We start from the raw sequence: 1795 nt of genomic DNA, 5'->3' as shown, positions 1-1795 counted from the left end.
CCCGCTGAGTGGTGCCATAGGACACCTCGAACGGGTCGGCCTCCAGGTCCGGCACGGTGCGCCCGACCACGGACACCGGGTTCGCCGGGTCCTTCGCCGACTGCGCGACCGACAATGCGAACGGAATGTTCTTCTCGAACTCGGCCTGGATCAGACCCTCGTCGTCCGGGAAGTTGAAGCCGCTCTGGCAGTCCGCCGGGTCCCACTGGTCGTCCGGGTCGATCGCCGACGCGGTCTGGCAGGTGGTCATCTCCGGGGTGTATCCGATGGTCCCGAAGCGCACCTGCGCATGCGTGTCGGTGTCGCCGTTGGTGGTGTACAGCTCGGCGGAGATGTCCGGGTCGTAGCCCGGGATCGCCGGGTGGGCGTCGTCGCCGGCCATCGCGATGCTGATCTGGTCGTCCGGGCTGATCGTGTCGACCTGCCACCCGAGGCCGTAGAGCAGCAGCTCGGCGGCCGAGTGGTAGTTGATGAAGAACTCGAACCCGATCCGCTGGAACAGCCGGTTGAGCGCCTTGGTCTCCGGCTCCGACATCGGGCTGGGGCCGCGGTAGGTGTCGTCGGCCGGGTCCTCCGCCGAACCCTCGTTGTCGAAGCCCCACTTCTCAGCGAAGTTACGGTTCAGATCGACGCCGTCGCCGACGGTGATCTGCCCGTCGCCGTTGTTGTCCCGGAGGTTCTTGCGCCAGAGGCGGTTGCCCTCGGTGAAGGTGAAGTCGTACCCATCGGGGTTGGCGACCGGCAAGATCCACACCTCGGTGGTGTTCAGGAGCTGCGTGATCGCCGGGTCGGTGCCGTAGTTGTCGACGTAGTGGTGCATCAGCCGCCGGTTCATCTCCGGGGTGATCCACTCACGGGCGTGCTGGGCGCCGGCGTAGAGCACCGACGGCCGGGCGCCGTCCGGCACGTTTCGCGCGCCCTTGGTCAGCTTGATGGCCTGGATCGGCACGCCCCGCAGCGAGTTGCCGAGGGTGACCAGCTTGGCGATCTGCGGGTTGCGGGCCGCGGTCGCGGCGAGCTCGTCACGGATGCCGCCCGGAGCGTTGTAGGGACGGAAGACCGTGGGCGCGGCCGCGGCCTGCTTGCGCATCGCGCCGGTCACGCTCTTGGCCTTGAGGGGTACGCCCGCGGCGGCGAGCCGCTCGGCCTGCTTGACGCCGAGGATCGTCTCCACGACGACCTTGCCGCCGGCCGGCGGGGAGATCGTGCTCTCGTGACTGTCGATGCCGGCCTCGCGCAGCTTCTGCAGCTGGGCCGCGTCGAGCCTGCCGACGTACACCCCGAGGGTGTCGGCGGACTTCGCCGGTGCCGCGGTAGCGGCCGGCCCCGTGGTTATCGCCGTGGTCACGCCGAGGAGCAGAGCGGCTCCCGCGGCGACCCAGCGCCTGGATCTCATGATGGATGGCCTCCGATGGATGGGAAGGTCGTGATTGGACCTTTTCGGAGGTGGGAACCGGTGTCAATCAATTCATCGGCTCGAATGTGCATGTATCGCGCAGGGGGTTTGCGGTTTGCTTTCGCCGCGGCGTGGCACGGTAGAGGGCATGAAACGGCGATCTTGCGCGATTCCGCTGGCCGGTCTCCTGGCGGGGACCCTGACGCTGGCCGCCTGCTCGGACGACGACGAGCCGCAGCCGCCGGCGCCGGCGCCGGCCGCGCCCACCTCGGCGGCGGCGCCGTCGGAGAGTTCGGCCGCCCCGTCGCCGACCGGGTCACCGGACCTGGACGCGGACCCGGAGACGCTGGCCACCGGCATCGACGTGCCGTGGGGGCTGGCCTTCCTCCCCGACGGCAG

At 69.5% G+C, this 1795-nt stretch carries 1 protein-coding gene and 1 pseudogene; one reads left to right on the top strand and one right to left on the bottom strand.

What is annotated here, in order from left to right:
• Positions 1-1396, bottom strand: a 1396-nt coding sequence (locus AB0M20_RS41500; protein WP_364306819.1) for a M14 family metallopeptidase, incomplete at its 3' end; no start/stop codon positions are given.
• 148 nt (positions 1397-1544) lie between these two features.
• Between AB0M20_RS41500 and AB0M20_RS41495 the strand changes: the two are divergent.
• A pseudogene (locus tag AB0M20_RS41495) lies at positions 1545-1795 on the top strand (hypothetical protein); the annotation flags it as partial.

This window comes from Actinoplanes sp. NPDC051633 (genome assembly GCF_040681735.1).
In the GTDB taxonomy this organism is placed as follows: Bacteria; Actinomycetota; Actinomycetes; order Mycobacteriales; family Micromonosporaceae; genus Actinoplanes.
This window is presented reverse-complemented; position numbering and strand designations above follow the sequence as displayed.